Origin of the sequence: Bradyrhizobium sp. ISRA442, from assembly GCF_038085055.1 — a bacterium.
Classification (GTDB): Bacteria; Pseudomonadota; Alphaproteobacteria; order Rhizobiales; family Xanthobacteraceae; genus Bradyrhizobium.
Map to the genome: position 1 here is coordinate 372,770 of NZ_JALGCN010000001.1, position 14,949 is coordinate 387,718.

Below are 14,949 nucleotides of genomic sequence, written 5' to 3' on the forward strand. Positions count from 1 at the left end.
CGGGCCGGCCTCAGGCCGGCCCGGCATGACGGTCGCTAGGCCAAGGGCCTTAGCCAAGCAGCTTGAGCAGATATTGCGGCATCTGGTTCGCTGCGGATTCGGCCGACACCGCCGCCTGGGTCTTCACTTCGGCCGAAGACAGCTTGGCCTGCTCGGCCGCGATGTCGACGTCCTTGATCGCGGAGTTCGCGGCCTGCAGGTTCTGGGTCTGGGTCGAGATCGAGTCGGAGGAGAAATTGAACCGCGACTCCTGCGCGCCGATGCTGGCGCGGGCGGCCGAGACCGTATCGATCGCGGTGTCCAGCGCGGTCAGCGCCGAGGTCGCATCCGACAACGTGCTGACGTCAAGCGAGGACACGCCGAGCGAGGACGCCGTGAGGCTGGTCAGCGTGATGGTGATGGTGTCCGAGCCGGAGGAGCCGACCAGCACCGAGACGCCGGAGGCGAACACGCTGGAGCCGTCGAGCAGGCTCTGGCTGGAATAACGCGTGCCGCTCGCGATCGAATCGATTTCGCTCGTAAGCTGCGAGAATTCCGAGTTGATGTAGGCGCGGCTGGAATCGGTCGTGGTGCCCGAGGCGGACTCCGAGGCCAGCGACTTCATGCGGGCCAGGATGTCGGAGATGTTCGAAGCGCCGCCGTCGGCGGTCTGGAGGATCGCGGTCGCCTGCGAGGCGTTGGTCGCGGCCTGCTGCAGCGTGGTGACGTCAGACGAGATGCGGGTGGAGATCGCAAGGCCTGCGGCGTCGTCGGAGGCCGAGGTGATGCGCGAACCGCTCGACAGTTTTGCGAGCGAGCTGCTCTCCTGCGCGGAATTGATGTTGAGATAGCGGACCGCGGAGTTCGCGGCGGTGTTGGTATTGATTGCAGGCATCGAAGGCTCCTGTGCTGATGGGCAAGACGTGCCGCATCGTGGAAGACGATTGACGACGCGGACCGCAGCCCCGTCCGTTCGCTCAAACGACAGAGCGCAACCAGATCAGGCGGGAAAACTTTCTAGGGCGCGATTTTATGGTTAGCAGTCGGTAAACGCGGTGCGGATGTCGCGTTCGTGCCTGCGCAGGAGTTGACGAAGCTGCTGGCGGCCGCGCTTGAGCAGCGACTCCACCGCGGCCACCGTCGTCTCCATCACCTGCGCGATCTCGCCGTTGCTCATGTTCTCGTGGTACGACAGGATCACTGCGATGCGCTGCTGCTCGGGCAGGCGCTGCATTGCCAGCTCCAGCATGTCGTTCAGCTCGTTGCGCTCGATGATCTCTGCGGCATCGGGCTGGCCGTCGGCGACTTCCGGCACCGTCTCGACATTCTCGGTGCGCGGCTTGCGGCGCAGGTCGATGCAGCGGTTGGAGATGACGCGATAGAGCCAGGTCGAGAATTTTGCGCGGCCGTGCTGCCAGCGGCCGCGATGGCTCCAGACCTTGAGCATGGTGTCCTGCACGACATCTTCGGCGTCCGCTACGTTGCCGATGATGCGCAGCGCGATCGCGTAGGCGCGATCGATATGCCGCTCGACCAGCATGCGGAACGCCGCCTCATCGCCGGTGGCAAGCCTGTCTAGGAGCTCGCTGTCCTCGTCGAAGATGATGTCTGCGACCGGCGGGTTGTCCGGCGCGAGCGTCGCTGATGGCATCACCGGCACGATCGCATCAACCGGCACCGTCGTCGCGACCTCGGCCTCGGCGGGAGCCCAGACATCCGCAATGTAACTCATCCCGCAATCTCCAACCCGCAATGCCGGCGGCGCACATGCCACGCGGCTTCCACGCGTTGAACGCGGCACGAAAGCAATCCAGGCGGAAAATTTTCATTATTTTTCAAGATGTTATCAGGAATCTTTTGCCGGGCGACGGGCAATAATTGCCGACAGCGCGAGTTTTTCGCGTTCGTCCTGCAATCATCGACTTCGTCTCGCACCATTGCGGATCATCCATCCCGAACAGATGTGCTCTTTTGAAAACGCTGACATTACGCGGCACCAGGTGATCGAGCGCAGCACGCGCATCGCGCGCTAGGGGATCAATTGTGTCCGAGTGTGAATGAACGCGAGACCGCTTTCGCACTCGGCAATTTTTTCCGAATCACCTTTTTCGAACCTAGCGATTTTTTTGAATCTGTCAGTCGCGGCGAGCGCGATTTTGAATCGCGCGTGAACTTTTTTCATCGTCGCGGCGCCTGAGTTCGCTTGCGCGCACGTTAATCGCGTATTGGGCGGGGAATCTTGACATGACGATCGCGACGGCCGACGCAAAATGTCGGACGCAAAATGTTTCTGCTTGGTCATTCGATGTTTTCGATACGTTTCTCGTTCGCGCCTGTGCGACACCGGATGGCGTATTTGAAAGGACTTACCAGCTATCGAGCGTTTCGCGATCTTGTCCGAATGTTTCCGCGAGTTTCGTTCAGCATCGAATCCAGGCCGAAGCGCGGGCACGCAAGGCAGTGAAGGACAAGCGCGGCGCGAGCGAAGTCCACATCGGCCAAATCTATTCCTTTTTTCCGTTCAGGCTGTTCGGGCTCGCGCGCCGCGACCTGAACGCTCTGGTCGAGGCCGAGTTCGACGCGGAGCTCGAGCTCTGCCGCGCCAATCCCGACATGTTGCGGCAATATCTGGACATGAAACGTGCCGGGCACCGCGTCGGATTCATCTCCGACACGTATTGGGACTCCGACCGGCTGGCGCGGCTGTTGCGGGCTTGCTGGCCCGGCCTGACATGGGACTTCCTCTACGCCTCCTGCGACCATGGCAGCAGCAAGAGCGAAGCCCTGTTCGCAATATATCTGTCCGAGCAGGGCGTCGACGCCGCCACCTCCTTTCACGTCGGCGACAACGAGCAGGCCGACATCAAGGGCGCTCGGCGCCACGGCATTCGCCCACGCTACTATCCGCAGGCCACGCCGCAACTGGCGTCGACGTTTCAACGTGAGACCGCGCTGCTCGATTTGCTCTGCCAGAGCGCGCCGTCACGGTTAGATGATGGTGCGCGCACCTTGCGCCGCATGGTGGCCGCGCGCAGCGCCGAAAAGTCGCTCGCCTTCCATCTCGGGCTCACCGTCCTCGGACCGGTGATGACGGCTTTCGACGCCTTTGTGGCGCGGCGTTGCGAAGAGGTCGCGGGCCCCGGCCGGCAGGTTGCCCTCGGCTTCCTCGGCCGCGACGGCTTTCTGTCGCACCGGATCTGGCAGAACCTGCACGGCGCGGCTTCTACCTATCTCGAGATCAATCGCCGCGTCGGCCTGATCGCCTCGGCCGACACGATACAGCCGCTCATCGATCTCCTCAGCAAGGTCTTCAAGATCGACGCGCCGACCTTCCACGACATGATGAGGATCACGTCACCGAAAGTCGCGACGTTCTTTGCAAACTTTCCCGGCGGGATCGCCACCGGCGAAGAGCTCGCAGCCGCCCTTCCCGACCTGATGGACGCCGATGAAATCGTCGCGCTCGCTGCAGCCCTGCGCGCACGGCTACTCGCCCATCTCCGTCATGCGATCCCCGGCTTCGACGATTGCACCGATCTCGTGCTCGCCGATCTCGGCTATTCCGGCAGCGTGCAGAAGGCGCTGCGCCACGTCTTCGACCAGGAGAGCATCAACATCCGCCTGCACGGCGCCTATCTGATCTCACTCGACGATGCCTTCGACGATGTCGCCGAGAACGACAGCGCGCAAGGCTTCATCTCCGACCTCGTGGTCACGCCGCATGTCAAGCGCATGCTGATCCGCAACATTGCGCTGCTTGAGCAGGCCTGCTGCTCGGCCGATGGTTCGGTGCGGGACTACGAAGGCGGCACGGTGCTGCGCGAGATCAATCCGCGCCCCGCGAGCCAGATTGCGCTTGCCGCGGAGGTCCAGGCCGGCGCGCTGGCCTTTGCGCAAAACGCCGCGGGCGTCGCGGCCGACTATGGCTTGCATCCGTACGCCACGCCCAACGTCGCAGCGCGCTGGTCGGCGGCGACGCTGGCGCGGCTTCTGCTTCTGCCGGACGAGGACGAGCTGGCGCTGCTCGGCGGATTCAAGCACGACGTCAATCTCGGCACGCATGCGCTTGCACCGATGCTCGACGCCGGCTTCGTCCGCGACCAGATCACCGCGCGCGGCCTCTCCGCCGCCTGCACGTCGGCCGCGCCGCCGATGTGGCTCGCGGGCAGCTTTGCGCACCTGTCGCCGTCCTACGGCTATCTCTATGTGCTGTTCGGCGCCAACCGCCTGCCAGCCGACGTCTTCGAGGAAAGCCCCTGCGGCTCGGTTCAGATTGGACTGTTTCGCGCCGGCGGCGATGCGGCGCTGGAGACGGTGACCATCCATCGCACCGGCCTCGGCGAGTTGCGGCTGCGCATTCCCCTCTCGCGCGCCATGGCGATCGCCATGATCGCACTGCCGCTGGGGAAATTCGCAGCCCAAGGCCTTCTCCACGGCGTGACCGTGCAGCAGGGCGACGATGTTCGCGACGCCGCCGAGAGCCAGGACGTAGTCGGCATCGCCGACGCCAGCCTGGTCTATGCCGGCATGCGGCGGACCGGCGCGCACTATCGCGCCGAGACCGAGGACGGCTGCCTGCTGATCCCGGTCGTCCCGATGACACAGGACTTCGCGGTCTATTCCGTCGCGATCACGCCGCTCGGCACCAGCCTGAAATAGTGCGCCTGATCGCGCCTCCCCGGCCGTTGAAAACCAGGGGCCGGCACGACGCGAGGGGGCACGGAATTGACCGACGAGACGCACGCAAACCTTGATCGTCTGCTGCAATCCGGCGGCATCCGGCTTGGCCGAGCCCAACGCGATCGCCTGATCTGGCTGGTCGGCCAGTACGGTACGCCAACGCTGGATGCTAGCCCTGGGGGACGACACAGCGGCGTCGTCATCCTGAAGGAGCCGCCCAGCGGCGCGGCGGCCGAGCTGTTCTACCGTGCGCTCACCCCTAGCTGCGCCGTCGTCATACCCAGAAGCGAAAATCCGGGCTTCGATTTCCTCAAGTCCAAGCTGACCGAATTCGGCACAGTCGGCCCCTGCGGTGCGGACGGTCCGCACGAGATGTGGTGGGGCGGTATCGGCTGGTCGAAATTCCTGACCGCTGCCGATGCCTCCGCCGTCCAGCCGCGCATCGTTTCCTGCTATCCGCGCGGCACCGACGAGAACCTATCGCTCGCCCTGAGGCAGTCGCTCGAGCGCTTGCGGCTCGACAGTCATATCGAAGCAATCGAGACCCAGCTCGACGACCGCATCCTCTGCTTCGAGAAGGCCGAGTTCATGGTGCGGATGTGGAACAAATATCGCGAGCCGCTGCTGCTCATCGAGGCGGACGCCATATTGCGCGAGACACCGCTGCTGCCGTCCTTCCTCGGCTGCGACGTCGCGCTGCATAAATGGAACCGCTGGGAGATGTCGGCACGCACGCTCTATCTCGGCCGCACCAATCACGCCGAGCGCCTGCTCCGCACCTGGCAACACCTCGCCGCGTCCTATCCCGCGATCTGGGACGGCTATCTGCTCGACCAGGCCTGGAGCCTCACCTCGTCGCAGGTGCCGCTCGACACCGTGTGGCTGCCGCGGTGCTATCACGCGCTCAAGGGCGATCTCGGCGCGAGCCGCGCCGTCATCCTGCACGACCGGCAGACGACGACGCTGGAGCTCGGGCCCGATCCCGGCTTCGCCGGCCTCGTGCGCACCGCTCGCCGCGCCGGCCGCACCGGCGCCCGCGACGCCTTTATTGTGATGACCTCGAAGGCCGAAGCCGGCAACGGCATCGCCGTGATCCTGCGCGACATCTCAGCCACCGATGCGACCGCAGTTGCGGCGACGGTCGAAGCGGTGACTGGCGCCTACGCCGCCGATTGCGGCGGATACGGTCGGCTCGAGCTGTCGCTGTGCGCCTGGCAGGAGGACGTCGGCGCCGCGCGCGAAGCCGCCGCTCAGGCGCGCTACCGCATCCTGGAGATCTCGCCGGGCCAGCGCATCGCCAACGATTTCTTCGCCGCCCACACCTCCGACGATGCGGTCATGACCGCGCGCCACCTTTTCCCCTGACGGACGACACACGATGCTGAACACCATCATCCTGCTCACCAACACCGTGCAACAGCAGCAGCCGCTCGCCAACCTGCTCCGCGAGCACAATCTCAATCTGTCCTTCTGTTCGGCGCTGCGCGCCCGGGACCTCACCGCAATCTCGCCTGAAGTCCTGCGCAACGCGCGCCTGGTGTCCTTTGCCAACGATATCGCCGTCTCCGAAAAGTTCCTACTCCGGCTCGGCCATGGCGCCTACAGGTTCTACACGGCGCCGACGCAATATCCGGGCTTGCCGCCAGCGCCCGACGAGAGCGACGACGATCCGCGCTGCATCTCCGTGATCGCGCAGTCGATGACGATCTGGCCGGATTTCAGGAAGGTGGTCGGGCTCGAGACCGTGACGATTCCGGAAGGAACTGATATCGCCGAGCGCGACCGGCTGGTCTTCTCGCGGCTTGCCCATCTGTTCTGGCGGATGTCGGGCATGATCGCGGTCGAGGCCGCGGATCTTCCTGGCATCATCGACGCCGGCGAGAGCCAGCGGCCATCACTCGCGATGATGAACTGACGCCGCCAACGCGTCGCGGTGCTCGGGGGCGGCGATCGCGATCATGCGGCGCGCGCGCTCGGCAAGGCCGCAGCCGCGCAGCTCGGCAATGCCCCATTCGGTGACGATGGCATCGACGTCGGCGCGCGGCGTCGTCACCGTCTCGACATTGGCGACGATGCGGCTGGTGCCGTCGGACGCGGTTGCCGGCAGCGCGATGATCGCCCTGCCCCCAAGAGACGCGTTGGCGCCGCGCACGAAATCGAGCTGCCCGCCGATCGCGCCGATCGCAACGCCATTCAGCGTCTCGGAATTGACGGCGCCGTCGAGCCCGACCTGAAGAGCCGAGTTGATCGCGACCAGCCGGTTGATCCGCCCCAGCACGCTCTGGCCGTGCGTGTAGGACGTCGGCCGTACGGCGACCTCCCGGTTCTGGTGAACGAAGCGATAGAGCCGCGCTGTCCCGATCACCTGGTTGGTGACGGTGATCCCGTCATCGATGCCCTTCTCCGCATTCGTCACCGCACCGCGCTCGATCAAATCGACCACGGCGTCGTTGATCAGACCGGAATGAATGCCGAGGTTGCGTGCATGGGAGAGCGAGGACAGGATTGCGTCCGGGATCCGCCCCACCCCGAACTGGAGCGTGCTGCGGTCGGAAATCAGGCTCGCCGCATGCGCCGCAATCCGCCGCGAGACGTCGTCGAGCGGTGTTGAGGGCAGTTCGACGGGAGGGCGGCGGGCAGCCACGCGCACATGGATCGGCACGTTCGCTGGCCAGTCCGCGCCGAGTGTGAAGGGCGCATCCGGATTGATCTCGGCGATGACGAGGCGCGCCCCGCGCGCGGCGTCGATGACATAGTCGTTGGAGAGGCTCGCGCTCAGCCCGCCGTCGGCGGCTTCGGCGAGCTGCACCAGCACCACATCGGCTCGGTGACGGCGCGCGGCGAAATCGGCGCAGAAGGCACTGTAGTTGCCCGGGATCACATCGAGCCGCCCGGCTCTCGCGAGCCGCCGCGCATTGCCAATCACGCCATAGCTCAGGAACGACACGTTGGGCGTGCAGGCCGAAAAGGTTTCCGAGAACAGCGGGCCGACCATCATGCGAAAGGCCGGAAGCTGCGCAGCCTGCGCGACGAATGCTTCGGTCAAGGTGACGGGCTCCGCGGTCGCCTGCCCGCACACCACGAGGTCGCCGTCTTGGATCAGGCCGGTAAAATCGATCGGCGCTGGTTCTGCCGGCATTTTCGGCTAGTCCATCGGCGCAAGGCGCGCGGAGGACTCGTTCAGGAGCGTGCGTAGCTCCGTCTTCACGATCTTGCCGTAGCTGTTCTTCGGCAGCTCGCCGGTGACGTAATAATGCTTCGGTCGCTTGAAACGCGCGATCCAGGCATTGCAGATCTGATCGAGCTCGCTCCGCGTTACGCTCTTGCCTGTCACGGGAACGACGACGGCCACGACCTCCTCGCCCCATTCCGGATGCGGCCGGCCGATAACGGAGACCTCGGCAACGGCCTCGTGCCGCAGCAATACCTCCTCGACCTCGCGCGGATAGATGTTGGTGCCACCGGAGATGATGACGTCCTTGGAGCGGTCCTTCAGCGTGAGGAATCCGTCCGCATCGAACGCGCCCATGTCGCCGGTGTAGAGCCAGCCGTCGCGCAGGGTGTTCGCGGTGGCCTCCGGATTCTGCCAGTAGCCGGACATCACGGTATCGCCCCGTACGATGATCTCGCCGATCTCGCCCGGCGCGACATCCCGCCCCGCCTCGTCCACGGTGCGGACCTGCACGACACCCTGCGCGATGCCGACCGACGCCAGGCGTTCTTGGTGGCGCGGATGCCCGGCATCGACATGCATCGACTTGGGCAGATAGGTGATCGTCATCGGGGTCTCGCCCTGACCATAGATCTGCGCGAGCTTCGGCCCAAACACCGCGAGTGCCGCCTTGCAATCGGCGACATACATCGGGCCACCGCCATAGATGATGGTCTTCAGCCCCGGCGCGCTCGCGCCTGCCGCTTCCGCGGCGACCGTCAGGCGCCGCACCATGGTGGGCGCGGCGAAGAAGGAGATGTCGTCGCGCTTCGCCGTCAGCTCCAGAATCTCGTCCGGCTCGAAGCGACCGCTCTCTGGAACCACTTGCGCGCCCATGCCGAGCACATGCGGCACCATGTAGAGCCCGGAGCCGTGCGACATCGGCGCGGCGTGCAAGAGCGACTCGCCAGGGGCGATGGGGTTGATCTCGGCGAGATAGTTCAGCGCCATGGCGAGCAGGTTGCGATGGCTCAGCACCGCGCCCTTCGGCCGGCCTGTGGTGCCGCTGGTGTAGAAAATCCAGGCGGGATCGGTGATCCCGACATCGGCGATGGCGATGCCGTCGGCCTTCTCAAAGCTGCGATGCTCGGCTGAGCCGATCTCGATGACGTGCGGTTTGCGCGCGCCGAGCGCCAACGCCTCTGACGCAACGCTCGCCATGTCCTCGGTCACGAAGACGACCGCTGCGCCCGAATTGTCGAGGATAAACGCAACTTCGCGCGGATGCAGCTTTGCGTTGATGGGAACGGCGACCAGGCCGGCATGCCAGCATGCATAGAGGCAGGCGACATAGTCCGGCACGTTCTTCATCAGAAGCGCAACGCGGTCACCTTTGGCAAGGCCAAGGCGCTGTTGCATCGAGGCGGCCAGCGAGGCCACCGTCGCGGCGAGCCGGCCGTAATCGGCGACCGGCGTCAGTCCCTTGAATAGCGCCGGCGCGGAGGCGTCGGCTCTGGCGGCACGAAGCAGATGATGAGCGAGGTTCATGGCGATCCTGCCGAACGATCCGCGGGCAAGATTAGTACGATTTGGCGAGGCCGAGCACCTTTTCGGCGATAAAGCTGAGCGCGAGCTGCGGGCTGACCGGCGCAATGCGCGGGATCAGGATCTCGCGCAAATAGCGCTCGACGTGGAACTCCTTGGCATAGCCGAAACCGCCATGGGTCATCACCGCCTGCTCGCAGGCCGAGAAGCCGGCTTCACCCGCGAGATATTTTGCAGCATTGGCCGCGGCGCCGCAGGGCATGCCCTTGTCGTACTGCCAAGCCGCCGACATAACCATCAGCCAGGCCGCCTCGAGCTCGACCCAGTTCACCGCGAGTGGATGCTGGATGCCCTGGTTCTTGCCGATCGGACGGTTGAACACCACGCGCGTCTTGGCGTACTCGGTTGCGCGCGACAGCGCGAGCTTGCCGAGCCCGACCGCTTCCGCCGCGATCAGGATGCGCTCGGGATTCATGCCCTCAAGGATGTATTCGAAGCCGCGGCCCTCTTCGCCGATGCGGTCCTCCATCGGGATCTCGAAATCCTCGAAGAACAGCTCGTTGGAATCGACGATCTTGCGGCCCATCTTCTCGATCTCGTGGACCTTGATCTTCTTGCGATCGAAATCGGTGTAGAACAGGCTGAGGCCGTGGGTGGGCGAACGCACCTCCTCCAGCGGCGTGGTGCGCGCCAACAGCAGGATCTTGTGCGCGACCTGCGCGGTCGAGATCCACACCTTCTGGCCGTTGACGATATAGCGATCGTTCTTGGCGACCGCACGGGTCTTGAGCTGCGTGGTGTTGAGGCCGGTGTTGGGCTCGGTGACGGCGAAGCACGCCTTCTCGCGACCCTCGACCATCGGCGGCAGCATGCGTTTGCGCTGCTCCTCGGTGCCGAACACGACGACCGGGTTGAGTCCGAACACGTTGATGTGCACCGCGGATGCGCCGGACATGCCGGCACCGGATTCGGCGATCGTGCGCATCATGATCGCGGCCTCGGTGATGCCGAGGCCGGAGCCGCCATATTCCTCCGGCACGCAGATGCCTAGCCAGCCGGCGTCGGCCAGCGCCTTGTGGAAGTCGTGCGGGAAGCCGCCGTCGTGGTCTTTCTTCAGCCAGTAGGCATCGTCGAAGCCTTCGCAGATCTTGGCGATGGCGTCGCGAATGGCTTCCTGCTGATCGGTGAGCGCGAAATCCATGTTCTTGATCTCCTTGATTGGAGCCGCGGCGGCCCGGACGTGCTAGCGTCCCATCTGCGAGGGCAGCCAGAGAATGATCGAGGGAAACGCCACCAGGATCGCGATCGCGATCAGGTGCGCGATGAAGTGCGGGAAGGTGCCATGGAACACCTCCGCCACGGGCCGCTTGGCATAGCGGGCGACGATGAAGCAGTTCAGCCCGACCGGCGGCGTGATCATGCCGACCTCGGCGGTGACGATCTTGATGACGCCGAACCAGATCGGATCGAAGCCGAGCGTCTTGATCAGCGGCAGCACGATCGGCACGGTCAGCACCAGGATCGCGATCTGGTCCATGAAGGAGCCGAGCACGATATAGCCGCACAGGATCAGCGTGATGATCACCCAGCGCGAGGTCGGCAAGCTACCGATCCAGGCGACGAGGTCCTGCGTGACGTGGGTGAGCGTGAAGAAGTAGCCGAAGATCGAGGCGCCGACCAGGATCATGATGATCATGCAGGTGCCGTGGCAGGCGCGCAACAGCGTCTTGTAGAGGGACGACGGCGTGATCTTGCCCTTGACGATCGCGAGCAGGAAGGCGCCGAACGCGCCGAAGGCCGAGGCCTCCGTCGGCGTCGCAACGCCGAGATAGATCGTGCCTGTCACGATCGAGAACAGCACAACCATCGGCGAGACCTGCCACAGCAGCGCGAACTTCTCGCGCCATGGCACCGACTTGGCGGCGGGCGCGCGCGAGGGATCCTGCCAGACCAGGAAATAGATCGTGGCCATGATGGTGATGGTGACGAGGATCGCCGGGATGATGCCGCTGATCAGGAGCTTGCCGATGTTCACCTCGGCGAGCAGGCCGAAGAGCGCCACGCTGGTCGGAAGCAGCATCGACAGCGTGCCGGAGATGGCGACGACACCGGCCGCCATCTTCGGCTCGTAACCCTGGCGGATCATCGCGGGGAGGCTGGTCGAGGACAGCGTCGCCGCTGATGCCGTCGAGGTGCCGCAGATCGCGCCAAAGCCGGCGCCGGCGAGCGCCGTCGCCATGCCGAGCCCGCCCGGAACGCGGCCGACCCAGGCCGATGCCGTCTTGAACAGATCATCCGCGACACCCGACAGCAGCACGAGGTCGGCCATCAGCAGGAACATCGGGATGGTGATCAGCTCGTAAGACGAGACGGTCGAGAGCGGAGCCGTCTGCAGGATGCCTGACAGCGTCGCAAAGCCGCCGACCATGACGAGGCCGACCGAGCCGGCAAAGGCCATCGCGAAGCCGACGGGCGTGCCGAGTGCGAGCAGGGCAAAGAGAAGGGCGAGAACGATGAGAGGAGTCATGAGTACCCGCCGCTATTCAAAGGTTCGCGCTTCGCCGACGCCCGTGACCGGCGGCAGCGGATAGAGATCGCGGCCGCTGACGAGGCTCAGAAAATTGCCGACGAGCTGCAGCGCGAGCCGCAGCACCAGCACGCCACAGCCAAACGGCACCAGCGCCGCCGAGATCCAGGTCGGCCAGGGAATCGCGCCCGAGAGAACGTCGTGCTGCTCATAGTTCTCGAGCGCGCGCTCGAAGCCGACCTTGCAGATCAGGACGAACACGAACAGGCCGGTCAGTGCGGTGATGATCTCGGACAGCCGCCGCCCCGCCGGCGAGAAGCGCGACAGGAGGATGTCGACGCCGACATGAGCATGTTCACGCAGGGCGTCCGACAGCGTGAAAAAGAACACGCCAGCGAGGAGATAGAGCCCGATCAGGTCATAGGTGAAGGAGAACGGGCGGTTCAGCGCGTAGCGCATGAACACGTCGGTCACGACAAGCACCATGATCACGAACAGGAACACCACCGCGATCACCGTCAGCGCGCGTTCCAGCGCGCCGAGCACATCTGCTGCCCGCTTGATCACCTTTGGCGTCTCCCTTTGGCCGTGTCGTGCTATCAGTTCTTCTTGTCGCCGGAAGCGAGCAAGCCGTCGAACTCCTTCAGCGCGGCGGAGGCCTGCTTGCCACGGCTGTCGAGACCGCTCGCCCATTCCTGGCCGACGCCCTTCAGCTTGTCCCTCATCTCGGCGCGCTTCGCCTCAGGCAGCGGATCGAAGCTGACGCCCTCATCCTGGAGGTGCTTCTTGGTCGCGTCCGTTTCCTTGTCGACCTGGGCGCAGGCGGTCGGCTCGATCGCTTCGGAGGCCTCGTTCATCGCCTTCTTCACGTCGTCCGGCAGCTTGTCCCAGACCGACTGGTTGATGGAGTAGGCGACGATGAAGCTGCCGAAGCTGACGCCCTCGGTCGCATGCTTGACCAGCTTGTCGAGGCCGTAGGCGACGACGCTCTCCATCGGAAAGAGCAGACCATCCATCGTGCCGCGCGATAGTGACTCATAGGCATCGGGCGCGGCCATGCGCACCGGAACGGCGCTGAGCGCACGCAGCGTCAGGTCCTGCGCGCCGCCGGTGGTGCGCAGCTTCAGGCCCTGCATGTCCTTCGTCGCCTCGACCTTCGCCTTGGCGGTCCATACCTGATAGGGCGGCAGCACCACGGCCATCAGCAGCTTGATCTTGTTCGGCGCATATTCCTGCTTGGCCAGCACGCCTTCGCGGGCCGTCTTCCAGTAGGCCAGCGTGCCCTGGCAGCTCGTCTCGAACGCACCCGGCAATTGCGCGACTTCCGACAGCGGCATCTTGTCCGAGACATAGGACGGGCCGATGTAGCCGATATCGACAACGCCGGACTGGGTCAGCCGCAGCATGTCGGCGGCCTTGCCGATCTGCTGGTTCGGATAATAGGTGAAGGTCACCGCGCCGTTGGTGCGCTTGGTAACGTCGTCCATCCACGGCTTGAGCATCAGGCGGACGAGATAGTGGCCGGCCGGGAAGGAGTCGGCGACTTTCAGCTCCAGCGCCTTCGCCGACATCGTCGAGACCGGCAGCGACAGTGCGAGCGCCGAAACAGCCCAGGCCAATTTCTTCTTCATTTGCTTCTCCTTGACGCGTCCCCACGCCGGGGCGGCAGCCCGCTGCCGCCGAACGCCGGCCCTCACTCCATTTTCTTGCTTGAGAGAAATGTACATATATGTGAATTTCTATGTCAAGCATATGAACTATGCATGGAGGATGCGTCCTGGCGTGGAGCAGCGCAAATTGACATCCGCGTTCTATGAACTCTAACTCCACATATATGAATAACTCCGACGAGGCCTTATGGGACCGCTTGCCGGCATCACCATTCTCGACCTGACCAGCGTGCTGATGGGGCCCTACGGCACCCAGGTGCTGGCGGACATGGGCGCTGACGTGATCAAGGTCGAAAGTCCCGAGGGCGACATCGTTCGCCAGATAGGTCCCGGCCGCACGCCCGGCATGGGCGGGATGTTCCACAACGCCAATCGCGGCAAGCGCAGCATCGTGCTCGATCTCAAGAAGCCGGAAGGGCGCGATGCGCTGCTGCGGCTCGCCAGGCGCGCCAACGCGCTCGTCTATAACGTGCGCCCGCAGGCGATGGCCCGGCTCGGCCTCGATTACGAAACGCTCGCCGCGAACAATCCCGCCCTCGTCTATGTCGGCGCGTTCGGCTACGGCCAGTCCGGCCCCTATGCGGCAAAGCCCGCCTACGACGACCTGATCCAGGGTGCGGCCACCGTCCCGACGCTGCTCGCCGCTGCCGGCGACGGCACGCCGCGTTACGTTCCCGTCACCATCGCCGACCGCATCGTCGGCCTGATGATGGTCAACGCGATCATGGGCGGGCTGTTGCACCAGCAGCGCACCGGCGTCGGCCAGCGCATCGACGTGCCGATGTTCGAATCGATGGCCGAGTTCGTGCTGGTCGATCATCTCGGCGGCCTCACCTACGATCCGCCGCTCGACCATGGCGGCTATGCCCGCCTGCTCTCGCGCTATCGCCGCCCCTACCAGACCAGCGACGGCTATCTCTGCGTGCTCATCTACAACGACAAGCACTGGCGCAGCTTCTTCGAGGCGATCGGACGGCCGGAATTTTTGCAGCAGCCGCGCTTTGCCAACCACGCCGCGCGCACCAAGCACATAGACGAGATCTACGAGGAGATCGGCCACATCTTCCTCACCCGCACGAGCGCGGCGTGGCGCGAGCTTCTGGAGCGCGCCGACATTCCGGTGATGCCGATGCATACGCTGGAGACGATTTTGGACGATCCCCATCTCAAAGCGGTCGACTTCTTCACGACAGTGGATCATCCCGCGGAGGCCGCATCCGCCAGATGCGCGTGCCCTCCACCTGGAGCGTCACGCAGCCGGAGCCGGCCGGCCCCGCGCCGATGCTCGGCCAGCACGGCCGCGACATTTTGCACGAAGCCGGCTTCTCGGCGGACGAGATCAAGCAACTCGCAGAGCAAAAAGCAGTTCACCTAGCGGCGCCGCCTTAAGCGGACGC

11 protein-coding genes and 1 pseudogene are annotated in these 14,949 nt (G+C 64.8%); 4 read left to right on the forward strand and 8 right to left on the reverse strand.

Annotation, left to right across the window (positions count from 1 at the left end; genetic code table 11):
• Positions 1–49 precede the first annotated feature (49 nt).
• Positions 50–874, reverse strand: coding sequence for a flagellin (locus tag MTR72_RS01690; protein ID WP_280965992.1), 825 nt, complete (start codon positions 872–874; stop codon positions 50–52).
• A 141-nt stretch (positions 875–1,015) separates the two neighbouring features.
• A complete protein-coding gene (locus MTR72_RS01695) occupies positions 1,016–1,711 on the reverse strand; it encodes an RNA polymerase sigma factor (RefSeq protein WP_280965993.1) in 696 nt (231 codons plus the stop codon).
• A gap of 728 nt (positions 1,712–2,439) precedes the next feature.
• Here MTR72_RS01695 and MTR72_RS01700 point away from each other — a divergent pair.
• The 3 genes from MTR72_RS01700 (at position 2,440) to MTR72_RS01710 (ending at position 6,574) form a co-directional block, all read left to right on the forward strand.
• Entirely contained in the window at positions 2,440–4,638 is a 2,199-nt protein-coding gene (locus tag MTR72_RS01700) for a hypothetical protein (RefSeq protein ID WP_341510023.1), read from the forward strand.
• Positions 4,639–4,704: 66 nt separating this feature from the next.
• Positions 4,705–6,024 carry a hypothetical protein gene (locus tag MTR72_RS01705; RefSeq protein WP_341510024.1) on the forward strand — a complete coding sequence of 440 codons (1,320 nt, stop codon included), beginning with the start codon at positions 4,705–4,707 and terminating at the stop codon, positions 6,022–6,024.
• A 13-nt stretch (positions 6,025–6,037) separates the two neighbouring features.
• On the forward strand, positions 6,038–6,574 hold the full coding sequence (locus MTR72_RS01710; protein ID WP_280965996.1) for a hypothetical protein: 537 nt from the start codon (positions 6,038–6,040) through the stop codon (positions 6,572–6,574).
• Here the strand turns inward: MTR72_RS01710 and MTR72_RS01715 are convergent.
• From MTR72_RS01715 to MTR72_RS01740, 6 genes are read right to left on the reverse strand one after another with little or no spacing between them, the layout of a single operon-like run.
• The gene (locus tag MTR72_RS01715) at positions 6,554–7,798 is read right to left on the reverse strand and encodes an acetyl-CoA hydrolase/transferase family protein (RefSeq protein WP_280965997.1); all 1,245 of its coding nucleotides are present in this window, start codon (positions 7,796–7,798) and stop codon (positions 6,554–6,556) included. The two genes, MTR72_RS01710 and MTR72_RS01715, sit on opposite strands and share 21 nt — an antisense overlap.
• 6 nt (positions 7,799–7,804) lie before the next feature.
• The gene (locus tag MTR72_RS01720; RefSeq protein WP_280965998.1) at positions 7,805–9,358 is read right to left on the reverse strand and encodes a class I adenylate-forming enzyme family protein; all 1,554 of its coding nucleotides are present in this window, start codon (positions 9,356–9,358) and stop codon (positions 7,805–7,807) included.
• Positions 9,359–9,389: 31 nt separating this feature from the next.
• The gene (locus tag MTR72_RS01725) at positions 9,390–10,556 is read right to left on the reverse strand and encodes an acyl-CoA dehydrogenase family protein (protein ID WP_341510025.1); all 1,167 of its coding nucleotides are present in this window, start codon (positions 10,554–10,556) and stop codon (positions 9,390–9,392) included.
• A gap of 42 nt (positions 10,557–10,598) precedes the next feature.
• The gene (locus tag MTR72_RS01730; RefSeq protein WP_341510026.1) at positions 10,599–11,882 is read right to left on the reverse strand and encodes a TRAP transporter large permease; all 1,284 of its coding nucleotides are present in this window, start codon (positions 11,880–11,882) and stop codon (positions 10,599–10,601) included.
• Positions 11,883–11,894: 12 nt separating this feature from the next.
• The gene (locus MTR72_RS01735) at positions 11,895–12,449 is read right to left on the reverse strand and encodes a TRAP transporter small permease (RefSeq protein ID WP_280966001.1); all 555 of its coding nucleotides are present in this window, start codon (positions 12,447–12,449) and stop codon (positions 11,895–11,897) included.
• Between the two features lie 32 nt (positions 12,450–12,481).
• Positions 12,482–13,513, reverse strand: coding sequence for a TRAP transporter substrate-binding protein (locus MTR72_RS01740; protein ID WP_280966002.1), 1,032 nt, complete (start codon positions 13,511–13,513; stop codon positions 12,482–12,484).
• 226 nt (positions 13,514–13,739) lie between these two features.
• Between MTR72_RS01740 and MTR72_RS01745 the strand changes: the two are divergent.
• Positions 13,740–14,941 (forward strand): annotated as a pseudogene (locus MTR72_RS01745) (CaiB/BaiF CoA transferase family protein).
• The last annotated feature ends 8 nt before the right edge of the window (positions 14,942–14,949 follow it).